Origin of the sequence: Paenibacillus sp. JMULE4 (genome assembly GCF_013337105.1) — a bacterium.
Lineage (GTDB): Bacteria > Bacillota > Bacilli > Paenibacillales > NBRC-103111 > Paenibacillus_G > Paenibacillus_G naphthalenovorans.
In genome coordinates this window covers 497,075-517,558 of the sequence record NZ_SGWF01000014.1, presented here as the reverse complement: position 1 = coordinate 517,558, position 20,484 = coordinate 497,075, and the positions used below count along the sequence as shown (strand labels likewise).

Annotated in this window: 18 protein-coding genes, 1 tRNA gene and 1 pseudogene; 12 read left to right on the top strand and 8 right to left on the bottom strand. The window is 47.5% G+C overall.

Going from position 1 to position 20,484, the window contains the following annotated elements; genetic code table 11:
- The first annotated feature begins 78 nt into the window (after positions 1-78).
- From ytaF to EXW96_RS15430, 3 genes are read left to right on the top strand one after another with little or no spacing between them, the layout of a single operon-like run.
- Positions 79-759 (top strand): sporulation membrane protein YtaF, encoded by a 681-nt coding sequence (gene ytaF, locus EXW96_RS15440; RefSeq protein ID WP_054819154.1) that lies wholly within the window; start codon positions 79-81, stop codon positions 757-759.
- A 28-nt stretch (positions 760-787) separates the two neighbouring features.
- Positions 788-1,384, top strand: coding sequence for a dephospho-CoA kinase (gene coaE, locus EXW96_RS15435; RefSeq protein WP_062407002.1), 597 nt, complete (start codon positions 788-790; stop codon positions 1,382-1,384).
- Positions 1,381-1,956, top strand: coding sequence for a lytic transglycosylase domain-containing protein (locus EXW96_RS15430; RefSeq protein ID WP_062407004.1), 576 nt, complete (start codon positions 1,381-1,383; stop codon positions 1,954-1,956). Before coaE ends, EXW96_RS15430 begins: the two co-directional genes overlap by 4 nt.
- 95 nt (positions 1,957-2,051) lie before the next feature.
- Here EXW96_RS15430 and EXW96_RS15425 read toward each other — a convergent pair whose 3' ends face one another.
- Positions 2,052-2,276: an alpha/beta-type small acid-soluble spore protein gene (locus EXW96_RS15425; RefSeq protein WP_054819156.1), complete on the bottom strand. Its 225-nt coding sequence runs from the start codon at positions 2,274-2,276 to the stop codon at positions 2,052-2,054.
- 97 nt (positions 2,277-2,373) lie between these two features.
- On the opposite strand from EXW96_RS15425, the gene nrdR reads away from it, so the two are divergent.
- Together nrdR and EXW96_RS15415 are read left to right on the top strand one after the other, a co-directional pair.
- On the top strand, positions 2,374-2,856 hold the full coding sequence (gene nrdR / locus EXW96_RS15420; RefSeq protein ID WP_062407006.1) for a transcriptional regulator NrdR: 483 nt from the start codon (positions 2,374-2,376) through the stop codon (positions 2,854-2,856).
- A gap of 275 nt (positions 2,857-3,131) precedes the next feature.
- Positions 3,132-3,204 (top strand) — tRNA-Ala (locus EXW96_RS15415).
- Positions 3,205-4,354: 1,150 nt separating this feature from the next.
- Here EXW96_RS15415 and EXW96_RS15410 read toward each other — a convergent pair.
- Complete coding sequence (locus EXW96_RS15410) at positions 4,355-5,692, bottom strand: IS1380 family transposase (protein ID WP_027093557.1); 1,338 nt, start codon at positions 5,690-5,692, stop codon at positions 4,355-4,357.
- 157 nt (positions 5,693-5,849) lie between these two features.
- On the opposite strand from EXW96_RS15410, the gene EXW96_RS15405 reads away from it, so the two are divergent.
- Positions 5,850-6,584, top strand: a complete 735-nt coding sequence (locus tag EXW96_RS15405; RefSeq protein WP_174350919.1) for a stalk domain-containing protein — start codon at positions 5,850-5,852, stop codon at positions 6,582-6,584.
- 279 nt (positions 6,585-6,863) lie between these two features.
- Here the strand turns inward: EXW96_RS15405 and istB are convergent, their stop codons facing one another.
- Positions 6,864-7,589 (bottom strand): IS21-like element helper ATPase IstB, encoded by a 726-nt coding sequence (gene istB, locus EXW96_RS15400; protein WP_174350918.1) that lies wholly within the window; start codon positions 7,587-7,589, stop codon positions 6,864-6,866.
- Position 7,590: 1 nt separating this feature from the next.
- Positions 7,591-9,081, bottom strand: coding sequence for an IS21 family transposase (gene istA, locus EXW96_RS15395; RefSeq protein ID WP_174350917.1), 1,491 nt, complete (start codon positions 9,079-9,081; stop codon positions 7,591-7,593).
- Positions 9,082-9,218: 137 nt separating this feature from the next.
- Between istA and EXW96_RS26970 the strand changes: the two are divergent.
- The 3 genes and pseudogenes from EXW96_RS26970 to EXW96_RS15375 all read left to right on the top strand — a co-directional run.
- Positions 9,219-9,479, top strand: a pseudogene (locus tag EXW96_RS26970) (alcohol dehydrogenase); the annotation flags it as partial.
- 408 nt (positions 9,480-9,887) lie between these two features.
- Entirely contained in the window at positions 9,888-10,310 is a 423-nt protein-coding gene (locus EXW96_RS15380) for a VOC family protein (RefSeq protein WP_062407012.1), read from the top strand.
- Positions 10,311-10,470: 160 nt separating this feature from the next.
- The gene (locus EXW96_RS15375; RefSeq protein WP_174350915.1) at positions 10,471-10,884 is read left to right on the top strand and encodes an EAL domain-containing protein; all 414 of its coding nucleotides are present in this window, start codon (positions 10,471-10,473) and stop codon (positions 10,882-10,884) included.
- 587 nt (positions 10,885-11,471) lie between these two features.
- On the opposite strand, the gene EXW96_RS15370 is transcribed toward EXW96_RS15375, so the two are convergent.
- The 3 genes from EXW96_RS15370 to EXW96_RS15360 form a co-directional block, all read right to left on the bottom strand.
- Positions 11,472-13,691 (bottom strand): methyl-accepting chemotaxis protein, encoded by a 2,220-nt coding sequence (locus EXW96_RS15370; protein ID WP_174350914.1) that lies wholly within the window; start codon positions 13,689-13,691, stop codon positions 11,472-11,474.
- Positions 13,692-13,952: 261 nt separating this feature from the next.
- Positions 13,953-15,290, bottom strand: coding sequence for an IS1380 family transposase (locus tag EXW96_RS15365; protein ID WP_027093557.1), 1,338 nt, complete (start codon positions 15,288-15,290; stop codon positions 13,953-13,955).
- A 393-nt stretch (positions 15,291-15,683) separates the two neighbouring features.
- Positions 15,684-16,031, bottom strand: coding sequence for a hypothetical protein (locus EXW96_RS15360; RefSeq protein WP_174350913.1), 348 nt, complete (start codon positions 16,029-16,031; stop codon positions 15,684-15,686).
- 278 nt (positions 16,032-16,309) lie between these two features.
- On the opposite strand from EXW96_RS15360, the gene EXW96_RS15355 reads away from it, so the two are divergent.
- Positions 16,310-16,576: a VOC family protein gene (locus EXW96_RS15355; RefSeq protein WP_174350912.1), complete on the top strand. Its 267-nt coding sequence runs from the start codon at positions 16,310-16,312 to the stop codon at positions 16,574-16,576.
- A 256-nt stretch (positions 16,577-16,832) separates the two neighbouring features.
- Here EXW96_RS15355 and EXW96_RS15350 read toward each other — a convergent pair whose 3' ends face one another.
- Positions 16,833-17,525 carry a cupin domain-containing protein gene (locus tag EXW96_RS15350; protein WP_062407018.1) on the bottom strand — a complete coding sequence of 231 codons (693 nt, stop codon included), beginning with the start codon at positions 17,523-17,525 and terminating at the stop codon, positions 16,833-16,835.
- 604 nt (positions 17,526-18,129) lie between these two features.
- On the opposite strand from EXW96_RS15350, the gene EXW96_RS15345 reads away from it, so the two are divergent.
- Positions 18,130-18,933: a transposase gene (locus EXW96_RS15345; protein ID WP_254611395.1), complete on the top strand. Its 804-nt coding sequence runs from the start codon at positions 18,130-18,132 to the stop codon at positions 18,931-18,933.
- Between the two features lie 861 nt (positions 18,934-19,794).
- Complete coding sequence (locus tag EXW96_RS15335) at positions 19,795-20,187, top strand: hypothetical protein (protein ID WP_174350910.1); 393 nt, start codon at positions 19,795-19,797, stop codon at positions 20,185-20,187.
- Positions 20,188-20,484 lie beyond the last annotated feature (297 nt).

The window sequence follows — 20,484 nt, the reverse complement described above, 5'->3', positions numbered from 1 at the left end:
GAATGCCTGACATGCACCCTCCGCCCAGACCTTCCATATAGTAAGAAGTAAAGTCGATCTGGTTAGGGAGGGAAGGGCATGCTGCCTGTCGTCTCATTGATGCTTCTGGCGTTTGCCGTCAGTCTGGACGGTTTCGGAGTCGGCGTGATGTACGGGCTTCGTAAAATCCGCATTCCGCCTATGTCCATTGCTATTATTTCATTTTGTTCCGGCTTTATTATTTACATGTCCATGCAGGTCGGCGTGCTGATGAGTCAATTGATTGACCCGGCGGTCGCCAGGTACGTCGGAGCTTTTATTCTGATGGGCATCGGCGTATGGGCGATATATCAGATGTTTTCGGATAAAAAGGAGGAAGAGGGAAAAACGGAGGCGGCAAAAACGCCCGGGGAAATGGAGCCCGGGACTGCAGGGGCCAAAGCCATATGGTATATCGAACTGAAAAGGCTGGGGCTCGTCATTCAAATCCTGCGCACCCCGTCCATTGCCGATGTGGACCGGTCAGGGATCATTTCGGCTTACGAAGCCGTACTGCTGGGCGCCGCATTGTCGCTGGATGCGTTCGGCGCGGGCATCGGGGCGGCACTGCTCGGATTCACGCCGTGGCTTACCGCTGCCGTTATTGCACTGGCCAGCGGGACGTTTCTCGGGCTTGGCCTGCAGATCGGCTTCCGGTATGCTGAGCTGAAATGGATTCGCAAGCTTTCCGTTTTACCCGGATTTCTTCTGATCTTCATGGGCATTATGAAATTGTTGTGATCATTATTTTGATTTAGGGGGAAACCCATTGAACATCGGATTAACCGGGGGCATTGCCTGCGGCAAAAGCACTGTCGCTTCCATGCTTGTCCGCCGCGGCGCGCTGTTAATCGATGCGGACCGCATTGCCAGGGAAGTGGTAGAGCCAGGCACCCCCGCCCTTACTCAAGTTATCGAAAGATTCGGAGCCGACCTGCTGCTGGAGGACGGTTCCCTGGACCGGAAAAAACTCGGGGAGCGCGTCTTCGGGAATACGGCTGCGCTCAAGGATCTCGAAGCCCTGCTTCATCCGCCGATTCGGGCGGCTATGCGCGAGCGGATGGAGGCTTACGAGACACAGCATCCGGACAAGCTGGTCGTCGTAGATGTGCCGCTTTTGTACGAATCCCATCTGCAGGCGATGTACAGCGAGGTGATGGTCGTCTATGTGCCACGGCACGTCCAAATGGAACGTCTGATGAAGCGGGACGGGTTAACCGAGGAACAGGCGAACAAACGGCTGGATGCGCAAATGCCGATCGAGAAGAAAAAAGAACTGGCCGATATCGTTATCGATAATTCGGGCACGATAGAAGAAACAGAACAGCAGATTGAACAATTTTGGTCGGAGAGGGGACTGTCATGAGCTTTTTGCGCAAAAAGCGAGTCTTCGCCCTGCTTCTGTTGACTTTTTTGCTATTTTTGTTTCTGGGCACGAGTGTATTGGGACGTATGTTGTATCCGATCCATTATGAAGAGGAAATTCGCCAAAGCGCAGAGAAGTATCAGCTTGACCCTTTGCTCATTGCTGCCGTTATCCGGGTAGAAACCAACTATAAGCCTGACGCGACTTCCAGTAAAGGTGCGCACGGTCTTATGCAATTGATGCCGGATACATCGGAATGGATTATAGAGAAGGCTCCTTTTCCGGGTGAATTCAAAAACCGCTTGGATGATCCGGCCGTCAGCATTGAACTCGGTTCATGGTATTTGAACTGGATGTTTAAGCAGTTTAACGGCAATACGTTTGCCGTCCTTGCCGGCTACAACGCAGGACACGGTATAGTGAGCCGTTGGCTGCTTGAGGGAAGATGGGATGGAACGCTCGACAATACAGATCAGATTCCTTATGGCGAGACCAAGCGTTATGTGCAGCGTGTCACGTATTATTATGACAAGTATTACAAAACCTATGCGGAGGATTGGGGAATCCGTTAATATTTTGGCTTATAGCAATAAAGAAGCGCCGGACAAGCTCTCCTTATGGGGAGTTTGTCCGGTCTGCTTCTTCTCGTATGCTTCAAAACGTGTTATTATTTGAATTGACCAGCGATTTGCTGCTCGGCGATTTGCACCAGGCGGCGCGTAATGTGACCACCGATCGCACCAGTATCACGAGTAGCCATATTACCGTAATAGCCATCTTGAGGAATGGCTATACCCAGTTCCTGAGCTACTTCGTATTTCAATTGATCCAGAGCGGCATTTGCTTGTGGTACTACCAATACATTGCTGCTGCGGGATTGACCTGCACCCATGTCTGTTCACCTCCTTGTCGTTGGTAAACCTATTATGTGCGTTTACACGAATCTCATGTCAGGGAGCTGTTGGGAATTATGGAAAGGAGAAAGGCCGATGAAATGCCCATATTGCGATTATCCCGGCACCAAAGTGTTGGACTCGCGTTCCGCAAACGAGAATAAATCGATAAGACGCCGCCGGGAGTGCGAGAAGTGCCAGAAGCGGTTCACTACGTTTGAAATGGTGGAAGAAACGCCGTTGATCGTCATTAAAAAAGACGGCAGCCGTGAGGAATTCAGCCGGGAGAAAATGCTCCGCGGGCTTATCCGCGCTTGTGAGAAACGACCGGTATCCGTAGAAAGATTGGAAATGATCGTCTCCGAGGTCGAAAGGCAGATCCGCAATACCGCCCAGGCGGAAGTAGACAGCCGCGAAATCGGCGAGATCGTCATGTCCGAATTGTATCCCGTTGATGAAGTAGCCTACATTCGTTTTGCCTCCGTTTACAGACAATTTAAAGACATTAATATGTTTATGAAGGAGCTGAATGAATTGCTCTCCAAGCACCATGTTGGCGGGAACGGCAGCGTAAATTAATTTTAATAAAAATGTTGACAAGCCCCATCCCGATGTGCTATCTTTAATTTTGTCGCCGCTGGAGAACAAAATGATAACAACATCAGGGGGCCTCAGCGCAGCCGGGAAAACGATGTTGTCTGGTACATTATCTTCTCATAAAAACGGACAGATTATCATCGCAATGGTTTCGTAATTTATGGGGTCACGGCTCAGTTGGGAGTTCGGGCCGAGCGAAGACGCCGCTCAAAAGTGGAACAACTTCATTCTTGATATTTCCTTAACCGAAAATTCCTGGGGAATTAGCTCAGCTGGGAGAGCGCATCGCTGGCAGCGATGAGGTCAGGGGTTCGAGCCCCCTATTCTCCATACACCTTAAATTCAAACGGCAGAGATGCCGTTTTTTATTTTGATTTGTTTTGTACCGACACATGTAGAATGCGTAGTATCAACATATCGTGTTGATAAATGACGGGACACCTAAACCATATACTTTAGTGGAGCGAATATGATTAGGGGTTCGACCCTCCACTATAAAAGCTCGACTCTTACGGTCGGGCTTTTGATTTGCTCGAAAATGTACAATCAATTTAACTTTTTATCGCTATTTGTAGTCATCATTAGGAACATTAATCCTATTTTCTAGTTCCTTCTTACGTTCAGCAAAACATTGTAGTTAGCGTTAAATAGGGCTAAAAGAATTAGTACTTTTTGCAGGAAAAACAATGAAAACGTCGAAATTTTGGAATGTTTGATTAATTTCCATTAGGAGGAACAAGATGGAACTTATTGAAATATCAAGACCTGCTCGTCCTCAAAATGGCGAGATCCTTTTTGGCACTCCGATTCCTCCTATTGATAAATTACTGTTACTACACTTTTATTGGCGATTACCCTATCCCTCAAAAGTACAATATTGTTGCATCTCAGGGGATCGGTCCCAAATTAAAAGATTATATAAATCCAGCGCGCGGGTTGCCGCATGGTGGCGGAAATAATCCTCACACAATAGCCGAAGATTTGATACAGAATTGGGATAAGTATTGCAATGCAAGACTGGTATCAGCAAGAAGAGCCATGTAAACCTCACTGTAGAGTTGGAGACATATATACGCAATTTTGATTTTTCTATTGTTCAGGAAATCCCTCCCATTCAACTTATTGATGAATACAGTAAGACATAGTTTTTCTTTCAATTGGGAGTAAGTATATTTAGTATTGTAAAACTGAACTTTAAGGGGAAATTACTTTTTTTACATTCATACACCAAAAACCTCCATTTATTGGTATTTTAAAAACTACCTGAATCCGTGACAAACTTAAGTCCACTCCGCCAGAGAGGGCAGTATATGGAAAAAAGTAATCGGAAATCCCCCCATCAGCTAAAGATTCGTGATGAAAACAAATCTACAAATGACAGAATCCATCAAGCAAGGCATGCTCAATAAGCCTTGCTGTTTACGGTAAGGCCGGAACAGGGAAGAGCAGTTTGGGTTGGTCTGGATGGCGAAAAATGGATTCAGGCAAACGCTTGGTACACTCGTCGTACGGTCTGAAACCAGGGACTGTATCGCCCAAAATTGAAAATCGTTTGACGAGCGTGTCGGCTGACTCTAGCCGCGATGTACACGATGTTTTGAATCACGGTGCGGATGCGGCGACGTTGTACGCCTCCCCGAATCGGAGCATCGTCTTGGCGCAAGCTTTCCTGCCCCATGATGCGGAGCAGGTTGTAAGCGAACACCCCCGCGTGCAAAACCAGATCGTTGGTATCGAATTTGCCGGCGGGCAGTCGCTCCAAATCCAGATCCGTCTTCAGCTCACTATGAAATTGTTCGCTCGTGCCGTGATCGCGATACAACTCGATGACACGCCACGGCGAGCAGGTAAGAGAAGTCCAATAGACGTTCACTTCAATTTCCGGGAACAGGAGCATCTGACCTTCACGGTCGATCGTCCGTACGATCACTTGAAACACTTGACGAAGGGCTTGATCGAAGCCTTTTTCGGGAAAGGCGATCACGCCCATGTATTCCGTCTTGCCGGGGCGCTGCTCACAGGCCATGCCCTTGTCTTCGGCGATCCGTAGCCAACTTTCCTTGGATGTATTGCGCAGATTGACCTTGATGATATAATCGACCTCTGGCTCAGCATGACACACCTGCAGATTTTCCAGACTGTCGTGAGCGGAATCCATCCGCACGAGAAGGCGCTCTTTCGTGATGCGCCGGGCATACTGGATGCTTTCGCGCAGAAAATCAGCGCCATCCTTCTGACTGTGCGTGCTGCCTTCCCGAAGCTGCACATTCACGCTATACCCCTCCTGTCCGAGGTAGGCGAAAATGGGGGCGTAGCCGAACGTGCCTTTGTAGGTCAACGAAACACCCTCTTTTTTCGTACCGGAGTTATCGAACGGAGAGACATCGATATCCAGCGGAATCACCGTATGCTCGCCTGCTGTCAGTCCGGTTACAGGTGCTTTTACGTTTCGAATCAGATCGGCGGATTCTTGAAGCAGGATCTCGTTCCAGTTGGCATTCATCGTTTGAGCTGCGGCATCCAGACGCTGACGGAGCGTCGGGCTTGACGGCACCTTGCGGACACCGAGGCAGGTTTGGAATACGGGATCTTTTCGGAAAGGTTCGATGTGGTCGAAGTCGCTTTTGCCTTGGCAAAGCAAGCCAAGATAGCTGGTCATGACATCGCCATGACTGTGAATCGGGTTCTCCATTCCTTTCACGGTGGAGCGATTGAGACGCTGCGGCAATCGGGTATGGGAAAGCAAGGCGCCGACGGTGGCCAGGCCAGCATGCGTAGTCAACAGAATTTCCTTAGATTGGGTGAATTGGATTCTCATATGTAGCACCTCGCAGGTGAAAGTGGATCATTCATGGTTCCTTTAAAATTCACCATCGGAGATGCGATTTCCTTTCTTTTTCTTCTTTTTCACAGAAGAACTATCACGGATTCAGGAACTATATTATATAATATAGATGAAAATAAAATTTGGAGGTTTGATTTATGAAAAAAAGATAGTTATACCAGGATTAGTATTAAGTTTTTTATTTTCATCAATAGCATATTCGTCTGATTCTATTCAGGCTCTTTTATTCCCTGTATCTTTATCTATTAATGGAGAACGTGTTGAAAATTTGTATAAACCGATTTTAAATTACAATGGCGATGCTTATTTACCATTACGTTTTTTTGTAGAAAAGACTAATGGTAAAGTAGATTATGACAGTTCCACTAAAAATATAGATATAGAATATCAAAATACCGATCCATTAAAATCAGAAGTAACTTCCTTAATAAAAGATGAAAACTTTCACCTTTTACTAAATTCCGAAAAAAAGATTTACGATAGTAAAGAACCTATTAATATGTGGGGAACATTAAGATATATAGGGGAAGACCAAATAACGATCACCCATGGCGACCCCTTGCTTATTTATTCAATAAAAGATAGCAATGGTAATTATGAGGAGATGGGTATAAGAACCGTTTTGCTGGAAGAAACATTTAGTCCCAATAATGAATATACTTCAAAACCTCCATTATATCTTTCTGAATCATTTAATTTCCAAAAGAGTAAAATGTCAAGTCCTGAACAATTTCTTCAACAAACAAGAAAGGCATGGAAGTTAAATCCAGGTGAATTCACCATAGGAGTTCGTGCATTATTTACTCCAACTTCAACTAATCAAAATAAAGAGTTATATACTGAAATCGTTATACAAGTTAAATAAATGGTTTTAGTAATGTAAATCGTAAAGACTAATTTGGTTGGCTCGTCCACAGCATGCCGAGGCTAAGGGGGTAAATTCGCCGGATGCGGCGCAGTACGGCAAGGTGTTGACGCATAGCGCCGTTGCCGCTAGTCCGGTATATAAGCAAGTGTAATGGATGTGGACAGTCAGCCGCTGTATCGGCAAGAGTAGCAGTTTGCCCGCATGGGTGTTTTTCGCAAGAGAAAAATGCTAATTTCGGCAGCGAAAAATGCCGACAGACACTTGCCAGTAGAATCATCAACCCGGAATTCGTTCCATCGCCTGTTTCAGACGGAAACTATCTCCGGTAAACGAGAGAATGTGAGCGTGGTGTACAAGCCGGTCCACCAGCGCTGACGTCAATTTCGTGTCCCCAAAAATACTCGTCCATTGTCCAAATTCCAGATTAGACGTCACAATCACGCTTTGCCGTTCGTAACAATCCGCAATCACGTTAAACAGTAGTTCTGAGCCCGTTTGGCTGAACGGGACGTATTCCACCTCATCGAGAATCAGCAAATCCATCTTCCTCAGCTTCTCCCGAAACTTACTGAGTGTTCCGGAAGCAAATTTCTCTTGTAGAACAGCCACCAGATCACTGGAACGGTAAAACTGCACCGCTTTGCCCCGTCGGCACGCTTCCACGCCCAAAGCAATTGCCATATGCGTCTTCCCCGTACCCACAGCTCCCATCAGCAGCAGGTTTTCCTTGCGTTCCAGCCATTCCAGCTGCCGCAAGGTATCCAGACTTCCTCCCTGCGGGAAGACAATGTGATCCGTTACGTATCCCTCGAAGGTTTTCAGATGCGGAAATCCCGCCTGCTGGACCAGTTTGCCCAATTTGGCCCGCCGTCTGCCGTCCAGTTCGGCAACCAGCAGTTCCTGTACCAACTGCAGCAACTGCTCGCTTTGCTGGGCAGAGACGTATTCGGCAATGTGCGCCAAACGCAGCTGTCGGCACAGATTCGTCAGTTCCACCGCCATCTCACATCACCCCCATCAACCGGTCATACCGATCTAATCTGGGCTCTGTTCGTGTTCCCGGCGGGGACAACGTCTCGGACCAAGACGCCGGCACATTCCGGCTGCCGTGTTTCATGCCAAGAAAGGCCGTGATGCCAGAAATGTCTTCTGCAAGCCCAGTCATGTTAAGAGCATTAGTAATCTGCTCCAGCGTGTACACACTGCTTAAGTAGTGCAACCCCTGTAGCCGTTCTTTGCGTATATCCACATCGGGAACCGTCACATAAGTTTTCAGCACTTCAGGCAGCATCCGTAAAAACTGGGAGTGGGTCACGCTGCGCGGTTTTCGCAGCCAGCCCGCAAACACCTGCGACCAAGGAATGTCCGCTGTCTTTCCGGTGTACGGCCTTGGCACCGTCCGCATCGGTTCATGCCGGTGGTCGAGCACCACAATACGATCCCAAAACAGCTGCGCCATCACTTCTGTACCGGGAGAAGCTTGTCCCAGCAATGGAATGACCGCATCATCCACCTGGATTTCGCCGTATTTGTTCACCACCGCGGTTTGCAGCCGGAATGCTTCGAACGGTTCCTCCGGCAACTGCAGCAGATGCCGTCTTTCTTCTTCCTGCCATAATTCCTCGATCTGTCTCTCTTTGACATAATGGTGGCGTTTGCGATCCTGCTCGGCCTGATCCGTGAAGTGAGCGGTAAGCTGCTCTTGGCTTGTGAACAGCGGAATCGGCACCGCCCAGTTTCGCTTCGAGTATCCGCACTTGGTTTCCACATGTCCTTTTTCATGGCCGCTGTACGGGTTGCAAAACACCGCTTCAAATCGGTAATGGGCGCAGAATCTGCGGAACATGTCTGTCAGCTGCCGTTCACCTTGTTTTTCGATGTGCACGACGGCAGCAGAAAGATTGTCGAACCAGATGCGCTGCGGAACCCCGCCGGTCTGGTCGAAGACCTGTTTCATTGCTTCGAGGAAGCATTCCTGGTTTTCGGACGGCACCGGGTACACAAAGGCCGCATTGCTATACGGGAACGAGAGGACGAACAATTTATAGGAAACCAGCTTCTGGTTTTGGCACACTTCCATGGTCGTGAAGTCTGCTTGTGCTTCACCCGGCGGATGCTCGAGCCGTTCGTACGTTTTGGCCCGTTCCAGTTCCATCTCGGTCCTGCGCCGTTTCACATAGGTGGAAACGGTGCGTTCGCTACCGGGAAACTGGTACTCGTCGCGCAACCGTTGGAAGATACGAGCAGCGGTATGCCGCTGTTTCCGGGGAAGCAATCGATCTTCTTCCAACCAGGCATCAACGATTTCCATATAGGGTCCCATGACAGGGGAACGGCTTTTTCTATTGGTCATCCGGAGGTTCCAGTTGTCCTGATCCGCATATTTTTTAGCGGTTCGCCAGTGGACACCAACCCGATCGGCGATCTCTTGAATGGAGCAACCTTCTGCTTCTCGCAAAAATCTGATATATTGTTGTTGAGGCATTTTCAGCATCCTTTCGAGTCTCTCCTTCGTCAGTCTTAAGCAAACTTAACGATAGGAGGATTTTGGAGTGCTGACAAGTGCCTTTTTTATTGCCGATCAAGTCGGCAATTTTCTCGGCATTTTTACGCTGCAATTCTCGGCACTTTTATTTTGCGATAAACAGAGTCCATGGAAAGCCTGTCGAATTACATTTGGAGGATTTGTGGATTCGAAATGTAACGATTACAACCGGATTGGTGAGCACGTCTACGACGCCGATGTTATTGAAAACTGTTCAGTCTGATAAGATTAAACCGGCAGAGCTGATTACACACCGTTTTCCACTGCAAGATATTATAAAAGCATATGAAGTATTTGGCAATGCAGCCAAAGAAAAAGCGTTGAAAGTCATTTTGTACAATGAGTGAAGCTTTTAGGCCCTAAATCACTCCTTTACGGCTATATTTATGATGTAAAGACGGGGCGTCTGGTGGAAGTTCCGCAAGCGACAGAAGCGGGACGGACGAATGCAAACGTACAATCGCAGCAGTCTTTTATCCCATAAAAAATCATCCCTGAGAACCCTCCATAGATATTCTTATAAGACAAAGGCACCGCTTAATAACGGCACCTTTGTCTTTTTGTTATAAAACCACTCTTTCCATTATAGCTTTAAAATACAGATACTATGATCAATCCCATTTTATACATCATTTCAAGCGCTTTTACGGTCTGGCTCCTGGTCAATAACTTTGTCCGTTTTTTACAAGATCACAAAGTTAAATATGCTATCATTCAGGTAAGCAAAAATAAATCGATTTGAGGAGGTATTTATGATGAAACCACGCATTTCTGTTCTCACATTAGGCGTAGACGATTTGGAAAGGTCTTTGACCTTCTATCGTGACGGACTGGGGCTGCCGACACAAGGCATCATAGGCAAAGAGTTCGAACATGGAGCGGTTGCCTTTTTCGACTTGCAAGCTGGTGTAAAATTGGCTATCTGGAATCGCATCGATCTTTCCCATGAGGCAAAGGTCCCCCTGACACCGCCGAGTTCTACCGAAATGACGATTGGTCACAATGTAGGCAGTAAAGAAGAAGTGGATAAGATCATGGAACAAGCCCAAAACGCAGGAGCCATTATTACGGACCCTGCGCATGATACCTTCTGGGGAGGATATTCCGGCCACTTCCTAGATCCGGATGGGCATTTATGGGAAGTGGTGTGGAATCCAGAGTGGGACATCACGGATTGAGTCGCTGACAGATTCACAGTCGATTATTTATTATCTATCGCGGAATGTAGTACTCATTAAGCTAACTTTGACCCGAGCCCGCTTTACTTTATCCAGCCATTTGGAGCGTAGCGCCTCCGATGACGGTTTAACCGGGCCGATTTCGGTAACGCGTACGGGTGTGATTCCGCAAGATTGTTTAGTATTTGAAATCACGGAAAGTATCAGTATCCACCAAATCGATTCCATACTTGGCACCCTCAATGACCTGAAGAAGATCGGAGTTCGTGTGGCGATTGACGATTTTGGAAAAGGGTATTCCGCTCTCAATTATTTGAAACACTTTCCCATCGATATTTTGAAAATTGACAAATGTTTTATAAAGGATATCAACGTGGATGAGAGAGACGCCGTGATCACGCAGGCCATGATCAATATGGCGCACGGTATGGGATTGAAAGTGATCGCTGAAGGCGTGGAAACGGTAAGACAGTTGGAATGTCTGAAACATTTGAGATGCGATATGATGCAGGGTCATTTGATAAGTAGACCTTTGCCGGCAAAAATACCTTCAAGATTTTTAGAACATCCGTAATCATTCTTTACATAATTAGGAGTGACCCATATGTGGATTAAAAAGAAGCTTCATTTTCCCCAGCTTACCGATTTTGAACATCATTTTTTGGAAAAAGCAAAGCCGCCTTCGAATCCATGAATCATAACATTCAGGAATTGCAAGCGAACGCGCAGGATCTCCGCTCCCTCGTCATAGTCATTGAGGAAATCGGTACGGCTACTCAAAAAGTATCGCAATCAGCCGAAAAGCTTAACAATCAAGCGCTGCATAAATTCTGATCGGTATCTTCCTCCCGCCGAACTTCATTTGTCCAAGATATGAAGTGTATAAGCCAGACGTAAGTGCCAGCTGTTCTTGGTTCATTTCATTTCTGAGCCCCGCGGCACACTCGAACATAGAAACAAAAACTCAAAAAGCTTTGATCCACAAAGCTTTCCTCTGTTCTTTCCCTTACATACAAAACTCCATTTCTCCACCGGCAGCTATTTCGGAGGGGTTCGTCTCCCTTGGCTACATAAACGAAGAAAACCGATCCAAAAAGGTCGGTTTTCTTCGTTTTTGAATTAGACGCTGCTTTCCCGGTTATAGGTATTCTTCGATTCGGGTCAGCGGACCCGGGATTCACTCAGCTTGAATTGGCCTACGAGCTGCTGCAGCAGGACGGTAATCGCCTCCACGCTTTGCGAGGTTTGGCGGACGCTCATGATTTCGCTCATCAGCTCCTGCACCTTCGACTCGACTTCGGTTGAAATGCTGCGGTTCTCGATGCTGACGGCCGCAATCTTCTCCATCAGCGTTACGACTTCGTCGACCACCTGGGATTTCCGCTCATCCTCCGCCGTAGCGGCGGTCAGCATTCCGGAAGCGGCGGCAACCAGCTCATTGCCTTCCTTGACCACCTGTGTGCCTTCGTCCATCGATTGATACGCCCGCTGCGCATCCTGATAAATGTGCTGGATGATTTCATGCACTTCCCCGGTCGATTTTTTCGTCATTTCCGCCAGCGTGCGGATCTCCGACGCCACTACGGCGAAGCCTCGGCCGTGTTCGCCCACGCGTGCCGCCTCGATAGAGGCATTAAGCGCCAGCAGATGCGTTTGTGCGGATATTTCTTCAATGGCAATCAGCACGCTGCGGATTTGCTCGGCCGTATGCATGAACGTCCGGATCGATTCGTTGGTTTCCTGTACTTTGGAGGAGATGTGGTGCATCTTGTCCCCGATCCGCTCGACTTCACTCTGGGCCGTCGCAATTTGCCTCGCGGCTTCCATCTCCATCTGACGAAGTTGCAGCCGCATTTCCCCCGCAACGTCCTTGGCGATATCGATGTCTTTGAGCTGGCTTCGTATGCTGCGGATCATTTCCTGTACATTGAGGCTTACCCGCTCGGTCGAGTCGGCTGTGATGCCTGCGGATTTGTTTAATACGTGCTGGCTGGTCAACACGTCATTCGCTGCAGATTTGACCCGGAGCATAATGCTTTCCAGCGAATCGATCATATTGTTGATCCATTTGGCCAGCTCACGGGTCTCATCGTTTTCGAACTCATTCGGTTTTAGACGCTGTGTCAAATCCCCTTTACCTTCCGCATTGATGCGGATGAACCGGTTGATGGCGCGCAGACGATCGACAACGTTCCTTGTCTCTTTCCTGTGAAGCATCCGGGCGGCCGTTAAAGCGAACAGCAGCTGGAAAAAGGCCGCCATCGTGCCGGTTATCCAGAGAGGAGCCCGGGCGGCGATGAAATAGATCAGAAACCCGGCTATGAATGCGAAACAAACGGCCAACAACGCGTGGAGCTTGAAATGCCGCCAGCTTATGCTGCGGATCCGGTACACCTCTTCCAAATCGCCCTCGCACATCATTCCCCACAGATCCGGGCAGTGCGGGAGCCGGAACGTCACTCCCTTGCCAATGACGGGAATGTGACGATAATCGGAATATCCCGGAAATTCCACAAAAAGGTTGCTGCCGTTGCGTATGGTATTGGCGACGCCCGGGTGCAGCTGTCCGGTAGCCGGATCGGTGAATACCAGCTCCAGCTCAGTATGCTCCTTCACGCTGACAACGCCCCATTCGGTCGTCACACCGTCCTTCAAGTTTTCGCCGTGGGTAAACGTGCGGTCCTCGAACCGGCTTCTGGACAGCGCCGTACCCGGCGCGATGTGCTTATTCAGCTCAGGCTTCGCCATAAATATGTAATTGTCCCCCGAATCCGGGTAAACGTGACCGGATTCCCGCTGGATCAAGTCCCCGATCACATCGTTCGGCACTCTGCCGCAAATCGCCCCGCGCCAGCGTCCGTCCTCCACGACGGGCTGTATGAATAAAAGCGTCATTTTGTCGTGGAAGGAGGACGATCTCGGGCCGATCTGGAGCGTCAGCTTGTCTGCATACGGCCCGAACAGGCACTTCCTGCCTTCTTCGGCCGAAGCGGAATAGCTTATACCGGGACAGAACGCTTCCTGCTCCGCATAGGTTTTCCCGATATGCTGCGGAAAAGTCGAGTACACGACGCTGCGCTTGTCGTCCAACAAGAACAGTTCTGTGAAATCGGTTCCCCGATTGTAGCAGTCGGCAAACAAACGATCCCAAACCGCGGATGGCTGTCCGCTAAACAGCGAAGCGCCGTCAGCAGCAGACCTCATCAGATCGAGGAGACGATCCAGATGCCGCCAATAATCCTCCGTCCAAGACATGAGGACGTTCATTCTTGTCTCGGCGATTCCTTCAAAAATTTCTTCCACGTCCATTTTCAAGTCGTGATTCAAACGATAAGAGCGCCAAAGCGGAAACCCCTTTTTAAAACCTAACCAATCAAACATGTACCCACCCCTCACAAATGATATTTTCTATCTTTATATGTTACCTGAATCCGTGACAAACTTAAGTCCACTCCGCCAGAGAGGGCAGTATATGGAAAAAAGTAATCGGAAATCCCCCCATCAGCTAAAGATTCGTGATGAAAACAAATCTACAAATGACAGAATCCATCAAGCAAGGCATGCTCAATAAGCCTTGCTGTTTACGGTAAGGCCGGAACAGGGAAGAGCAGTTTGGGTTGGTCTGGATGGCGAAAAATGGATTCAGGCAAACGCTTGGTACACTCGTCGTACGGTCTGAAACCAGGGACTGTATCGCCCAAAATTGAAAATCGTTTGACGAGCGTGTCGGCTGACTCTAGCCGCGATGTACACGATGTTTTGAATCACGGTGCGGATGCGGCGACGTTGTACGCCTCCCCGAATCGGAGCATCGTCTTGGCGCAAGCTTTCCTGCCCCATGATGCGGAGCAGGTTGTAAGCGAACACCCCCGCGTGCAAAACCAGATCGTTGGTATCGAATTTGCCGGCGGGCAGTCGCTCCAAATCCAGATCCGTCTTCAGCTCACTATGAAATTGTTCGCTCGTGCCGTGATCGCGATACAACTCGATGACACGCCACGGCGAGCAGGTAAGAGAAGTCCAATAGACGTTCACTTCAATTTCCGGGAACAGGAGCATCTGACCTTCACGGTCGATCGTCCGTACGATCACTTGAAACACTTGACGAAGGGCTTGATCGAAGCCTTTTTCGGGAAAGGCGATCACGCCCATGTATTCCGTCTTGCCGGGGCGCTGCTCACAGGCCATGCCCTTGTCTTCGGCGATCCGTAGCCAACTTTCCTTGGATGTATTGCGCAGATTGACCTTGATGATATAATCGACCTCTGGCTCAGCATGACACACCTGCAGATTTTCCAGACTGTCGTGAGCGGAATCCATCCGCACGAGAAGGCGCTCTTTCGTGATGCGCCGGGCATACTGGATGCTTTCGCGCAGAAAATCAGCGCCATCCTTCTGACTGTGCGTGCTGCCTTCCCGAAGCTGCACATTCACGCTATACCCCTCCTGTCCGAGGTAGGCGAAAATGGGGGCGTAGCCGAACGTGCCTTTGTAGGTCAACGAAACACCCTCTTTTTTCGTACCGGAGTTATCGAACGGAGAGACATCGATATCCAGCGGAATCACCGTATGCTCGCCTGCTGTCAGTCCGGTTACAGGTGCTTTTACGTTTCGAATCAGATCGGCGGATTCTTGAAGCAGGATCTCGTTCCAGTTGGCATTCATCGTTTGAGCTGCGGCATCCAGACGCTGACGGAGCGTCGGGCTTGACGGCACCTTGCGGACACCGAGGCAGGTTTGGAATACGGGATCTTTTCGGAAAGGTTCGATGTGGTCGAAGTCGCTTTTGCCTTGGCAAAGCAAGCCAAGATAGCTGGTCATGACATCGCCATGACTGTGAATCGGGTTCTCCATTCCTTTCACGGTGGAGCGATTGAGACGCTGCGGCAATCGGGTATGGGAAAGCAAGGCGCCGACGGTGGCCAGGCCAGCATGCGTAGTCAACAGAATTTCCTTAGATTGGGTGAATTGGATTCTCATATGTAGCACCTCGCAGGTGAAAGTGGATCATTCATGGTTCCTTTAAAATTCACCATCGGAGATGCGATTTCCTTTCTTTTTCTTCTTTTTCACAGAAGAACTATCACGGATTCAGGTATGTTATATATAATACCATAAAAGATTAGATTTTGGGAAAAATTATAAAAATCAAATTTATGTTATGTAATATTACTCAAGATACGTATGTTTCGGTATGGTTACGATGACATACTAGTTTCGAACCTATTCTTTTCGGAAGGCAGATTCCTTATAAAAGAGCGAAACGATAAGGTCATTCTCTTACCGTTTCGCTTTTATTTTCTTTTTAAAAAGTCTGCGGGCTTGATTTTAAGCTTTGTGCAAAGCTTGAAATCTCCCCAATCATGGAACAATTTACAATGTTTGCCGTGTCGAGAATCGAATCAGCGCACTTAAATCCTGTGCCTGCTTGAACACGAGCAAATACGGATGCTGACCTGAAGCATTGTGGTATGTGTAAATACCCGTGCGTAAATATTCTAAATGAAGTACATATGCATCGTTGATTACATTCCACATCAGGTCACGGATGAACTCAGCATCTAGGCCGACTTCGAGCAGAACGTCTTTGCAGAGTTGAACATAGGAGGCTACATCAAAGTTGAATTGTCTGCGAAGATTTTCTGCAATCGATTCGGCCAGTCGTTGTTGGATGTATATCTTGCTGAGTTCAATGTTGTAGACAAGACTGCTCTGAGCCATTGGCATCACCTCCTCTCTGGTGCATAAAAAAGGGCACCATACCAAGCATAACCCAAAAGTTACGCCTTGCGTGGTGCCCTCCAATTACACGTAAGCAACTCTATAGTGAGGGTTCAGTCTATGCTTGGCTTGGGGTGCCTGGATCACTAGGAAGAAATGATTCATCTGCATTCGGATAAGGAACTTGGAATTCTCGTTGTTCTCCAAGTCAGCAATCCCAGCAGCAACATAGCAGTAATCAAGCGGAATTAGTCATTGGTGAGAATCATGTTCTCATCGTGCTTTTTCCGGAGCCTGTATTTAAAAATTTTACAGGGAATGAAATTGCAGATCCAAAGCAATCTTCCGAGGTATTGTTTTCCATTGATGCGGAGAGCAGGGGAGAAGTTGATGAAATCGCAAAGTGGGCGGTAGAGGCAGGCGGTATGATCTATAGTGAACCCGCAGAACATCAAGGCTGGATGTACGGCTGCGGTTTTGCTGATTTGGATGGACATCGGTGGAATGCGTTATATATGGATATGAGTAAGTTACGTGAAGAGTAAAATGCCATTTTTGTCCGCCGCGTAGATGAGCCTCCGGGCATGATTTTTGGCGATGCAGTCTATTTTTCTACATTTCTTATTTTTCTGTAAATAGTTCATCTAATCCACACTCCGCTTGCGGTAAATTACCAGTCACGCAAAAAAAAGCCGCCCTGTTCGGCAGCTTGCGTCGTTTCCCTGCTTGACAACAACAAATGAAATCGATATTTCCCGGGGATGCGGCAGATCCCGTTTTTTTTCGTTAATGCGCAATCATTCAGAGACCGTTATGATAGTATCCCCATCCATTGCCGATAACGGGCTGCTGCTGCCAGTATGCATCATGTTGAAGCTGCGGGTAGCCATATGCCCGGTTGTAGTATGTCTGATTCGTATTGGCCGGATTGGCCGCAGCTTGGCTTTGGACCTGATCTGACATGCAATCGCTGGGTGGTCCGATAACAACGGTTTTTGTAATAGGTGCCAATGCATCCTTCACTTTTGCCTCATTGAGGCAATACGTATGAGCAAATACATTCGCCGGCGTTAATCGCAAGAGATCGGAAGCACCTATGAACTCCGGAATTGGCGCATCGAAAATGGCCAATAAATGAGTGTTGTCGGCCGAGGCTATCTCATAATGCCACCATCCCTGGGGCACACTGGCGACCTGGCCCGGCTGGATGGGAAAATGGAGAAGCTCTTTGGTAAAAGGGTTAATCAAGGAGACAACAGCGGCGCCTGAAATACAATAGACCAATTCTGAGGCATTTTGATGGATATGGGGCTCGATGACGTTTCCCGTACTAAGATAAATGTCCAGCAGGGATACATTTCCTAATGTATTAAGCTGGTGGATGGAAAGACCGTTAATATAATTCCGATTATCTTTTTTAAAAAAAAGATTGTTGTTTAAATCAAACGAAAATTGAACGGATGGCGAAGTATAGTCCATATATGAAACCGACACTTTTTTTTCTTCCCTTCATTTTAAAATAGGCACTTGACTGATGGGATATCTTATGTTGCACCCCGAATAAACGTGCGCTTGATGAAGCCGCCGATTTGGGGAGCATTGTAGTCCAACTATAAAATGGATTCATCTATTAAAAAATTTAATAGTTGGAAATAGGGATTGACATAATTTAGAATTCGAGTATAAAATTTTGGTATCGATGAACGATGTACACGTTATCGATAATCTGCAAAATGAGGTACACGGCCTGAAGATTTATGTACCTCTGCAACAGGTTTTTTTCTACGGCTGACCAATTAACTAACAAGGATTTCCAATGACCTTCGTCGAAGTATTTTTTACATACTTTGACGGAGGTTTTCTAATGCCTTTGCCTAAAAATCGAATTGTTCCCGAGAGAAAAATATACTATCGACCTGAGCTTGAGCGTTGTCTCCATTGTGGTTCGAAATTGAAACGTAGCCACACAGCATGGAAGAAAAATATTGCGACTCTTTCCGGTGTTATTCAAGTATGGAGCATGGCATATGTCTGCTCCAACTCTAACTGCGCCTACCCTAAGACATACTACAGATCAGCTGAAGCAGATTCCTTGTGCATGAAACATACATCATACGGCTTCGATGTATTGGCTCTCGTCGGGCAATTACGGTTTAAGCATCACATGACCATTGCAGAAATCACCCAAGAACTTAATGAACGCGGTGTCGCTACTTCTGAGCGAAACTCACAAAGATTGTACGAGCGGTACGTCACTTTACTGCGCTCTAGCGTCACAGACCATGTGAAATCCGTCCTCAAACAAGTTGCTGAAGAACACGGAGGAATTATGATCTCCATGGATGGCGTTCAACCCGAGAAAGGAAACGAGACGCTCTATGTGATCCGTGAAGTGTTTAGCGGGACGATTCTTGTCGCGAAAAGCGTGAAGAGCAGCTCGTCGGAAGAACTGAAAGAACTTATTCAGCCTGTCATTGATCTTGGCTTCCGTATCATTGGAATTGTCACGGACGGACAGCAATCTATACGTCTTGCAATGGAGTCGCTGCTCCCAGAGGTGCCGTACCAATATTGTCAGTACCACTACTTAAAAGACATCGCTAAGCCAGTAGTGGAGCTTGACCGGAAGCTGAAAACCGGCATTAAGAAAAGTCTTCGCGGAATCCGCGACATCGAAAGAAAATTAGACAAAGACGAATCGCCGGAAAACGAAGTAGTGAAAGACTATTTGGCGGCGATCCGTTCTGTACTACTGGAGGACGGTAATCCACCGTTAGACTTACCCGGAGTGCGAATTTACGAAAACGCCCAGGCCATTCAGACTTCGCTTCAAAATTGCCTGGATAAAAAAGGGGCCCTCTCTGCTCCAGAACGTTTTCAGAATATTCAACAAACTGAATGAGTTCCATCAACTCTATGAAGAAGTGAAACGCTGGTCACGTCCTCTGCATCACGCCGCTAACATCTTGAATCCAGACATTGACCAAACGAGTGAATCGGTGCGACTCCACATGCGATGTTTGATGCAATGGTTGGAGCAAACATACACCAAAGAGCACGACCGCCCAATGGTCACTAACTTCAAGAGTTACACCAACGGATTCTGGAAAGGACTCTTTACTTGTTACGATCACCCTCATGTTCCTCGAACAAATAACGATCATGAGCGATTTTTCCGACGGACAAAGACACGTCATCGACGAATGACGGGACTCAGAAGCTGGAACGAGTACATCATGCGGTCCGGTGAGTTTGTTGTATTTGTCGATGATGCTCTCCGGCAAACCGATGTGTTGAATAGGCTCCAAAGCGTTAGCTACGAAGTGTTCCACGCTGAACGACAACGTTGGGCTAGACGCCTTGAAGAAACAACAAAGCGCAGAAGATTTAGACGGAATCCTGCAAAGTACCTCAAGGAAACAGAAAATAAGTATTGTATGTTAATTGGTCAGTCGTAGTTTTTTTTACAACATGATTGATAATGATTATCGTTGTCATTATCTATATACTTCCTTTGTACTGTGGCATCAATTTCAAGCAAGCGGGAAAGGAGGAATGAAGTCCGGTCTCATTTCTAAAGCTTAGTCTGATTGGCTTAGCTTTCATCGGACGCCTGTCAGTAATTTTTTTGCGTTATTACTGATAATGATTATCATTTTACTTATTTTTTCTGCGGCAGGCATTCCTGCTTCAAGAAATGCTTTAGGCCTAAGCAGTCGTCAAGTTGAAAGTACAAAACCAAACTAAGGGAGTGTATTCCAAGATGAAATTATCGGTGAAAAAAACGTTCTCCATGCTGATGCTGGTGTTCATGCTCACCATTGTGTTGGCATTACCTGCTTTTGCTGCGGCTACGAACTATCAATTTTTGGATGCAAACGGGAATTACTCTCCACATTCGACTGCTTTCACTTATGATGCGGTGATTTCCGGATCGACAGTGACCGTCCATTACGATAGTGCTTACGTCTACGGCTTGAAGGTCTATAATGCCACCACAGGTCTCTATGATACAATTCCCGGTACGGTATCAGGCAGCTATATTTATTTCACATTTGATGTGAATGACTTTGATACGAATCTGCCTGTTAAACTTGGTGTGAATGCTGGGCCTCATAGCGGAGACCTGGATTTGTTCATCGAATGGCTATTATAATCCGCAGTTAGCCGGCTAAAGGCAACTGCTAATCATGTAAGGAGTGAAGAATGGCTTGCCGTTACCGGAGCCATTCTTCGCTTGTTATGCAAACACCGAATGTTTAAGGAGAGTAATTCAATTGGCTAATCAATTTAGGAAAACTGTGGCGATGATTCTTACCTTCGTATTGTTTCTGTCTGCCATACATATAGGGCCGGCATCGGCGGAAGAAAGTCCGGCTACCGTGCCCGACGGGGTATACCCGATCGAATTCCGGTATGTTCAGGATAAAAACCCTACGCAAACCTCGGTATC

Coding starts and splice junctions, on each gene's coding strand:
- ytaF (WP_054819154.1), top strand. CDS start 79: ATGCTGCCTGTCGTCTCATTGATGCTTCTGGCGTTTGCCGTCAGTCTG.
- EXW96_RS15430 (WP_062407004.1), top strand. CDS start 1,381: ATGAGCTTTTTGCGCAAAAAGCGAGTCTTCGCCCTGCTTCTGTTGACT.
- EXW96_RS15425 (WP_054819156.1), bottom strand. CDS start 2,276: ATGGGTGCAGGTCAATCCCGCAGCAGCAATGTATTGGTAGTACCACAA.
- nrdR (WP_062407006.1), top strand. CDS start 2,374: ATGAAATGCCCATATTGCGATTATCCCGGCACCAAAGTGTTGGACTCG.
- EXW96_RS15410 (WP_027093557.1), bottom strand. CDS start 5,692: ATGAGAATCCAATTCACCCAATCTAAGGAAATTCTGTTGACTACGCAT.
- istB (WP_174350918.1), bottom strand. CDS start 7,589: ATGGCGGTGGAACTGACGAATCTGTGCCGACAGCTGCGTTTGGCGCAC.
- istA (WP_174350917.1), bottom strand. CDS start 9,081: ATGCTGAAAATGCCTCAACAACAATATATCAGATTTTTGCGAGAAGCA.
- EXW96_RS15380 (WP_062407012.1), top strand. CDS start 9,888: ATGAAACCACGCATTTCTGTTCTCACATTAGGCGTAGACGATTTGGAA.
- EXW96_RS15370 (WP_174350914.1), bottom strand. CDS start 13,691: ATGTTTGATTGGTTAGGTTTTAAAAAGGGGTTTCCGCTTTGGCGCTCT.
- EXW96_RS15365 (WP_027093557.1), bottom strand. CDS start 15,290: ATGAGAATCCAATTCACCCAATCTAAGGAAATTCTGTTGACTACGCAT.
- EXW96_RS15360 (WP_174350913.1), bottom strand. CDS start 16,031: ATGGCTCAGAGCAGTCTTGTCTACAACATTGAACTCAGCAAGATATAC.
- EXW96_RS15345 (WP_254611395.1), top strand. CDS start 18,130: ATGAAACATACATCATACGGCTTCGATGTATTGGCTCTCGTCGGGCAA.
- EXW96_RS15335 (WP_174350910.1), top strand. CDS start 19,795: ATGAAATTATCGGTGAAAAAAACGTTCTCCATGCTGATGCTGGTGTTC.